Here is a 707-nt window from a genome sequence, read left to right as displayed (position 1 = left end):
TTAAATTAGAAAATCTCTTAGAAAAAGAAAAACAAAAAGTACAAGATTATGAAGAAAAACTCAAACACGTATTAGCAGATTATCAAAATCTAAATAGAAAAACACAATCTGATATTGAAAAAGGTGTAAATACCAAAATAGACGAATTTATGTTAGATTTTTTAAAAATACATGATGATTTTATACGAGCAAAACAAGTTTTTACAGAAAGTAAGATCAATACAGAAGGATTGGATTCAATTTTAAAAAATATGGATGCTCTCCTAACAAAATATGATGTGACTCCAATTGATGCATTGGGTGAAATTTTTGATCCAAATCTTCATGAAGCAATTTCAATTATCACTGATACTGAGCTAGATAACAATACAATCACTAAAGAACTTAGGAAAGGATATATTTCTCATAAGAGAGTTATTAGACCAACACTAGTAGAAATATCAAAAAAATAATGGTGAAATTAAATGGCTAAAATAATAGGAATAGATTTAGGAACAAGCAATTCTGCTGCGGCAGTAGTAATGGGTGGAAAACCCACTATTATCCCTGCTGCAGAGGGTGCTACAGTAGGTGGAAAAGCATTTCCTTCTGTTGTAGCATTTACTAAAACTGGTGAACTATTGGTGGGTGAACCTGCCAGAAGACAAGCAGTAACCAATCCTGACAGTACTATTGCTGCAGCAAAAAGAAAAATGGGTTCTGATTAT

Annotated in this window: 2 protein-coding genes; both read left to right on the top strand. The window is 31.5% G+C overall.

Translation table 11 applies throughout. The annotated features are described in order from the left end of the window. Positions 1-452, top strand: a 452-nt coding sequence (locus tag BG20_RS08375; RefSeq protein WP_010193647.1) for a nucleotide exchange factor GrpE, incomplete at its 5' end; no start/stop codon positions are given. 12 nt (positions 453-464) lie between these two features. Next, a partial coding sequence (locus BG20_RS08370) for an Hsp70 family protein (protein WP_010193644.1) occupies positions 465-707 on the top strand: 243 nt, incomplete at its 3' end.

This window comes from Candidatus Nitrosarchaeum limnium BG20 (genome assembly GCF_000241145.1).
Lineage (GTDB): Archaea > Thermoproteota > Nitrososphaeria > Nitrososphaerales > Nitrosopumilaceae > Nitrosarchaeum > Nitrosarchaeum limnae.
Note: the sequence above shows the minus strand (reverse complement) of the source record. Positions and strands in the feature narration are given on the sequence as shown.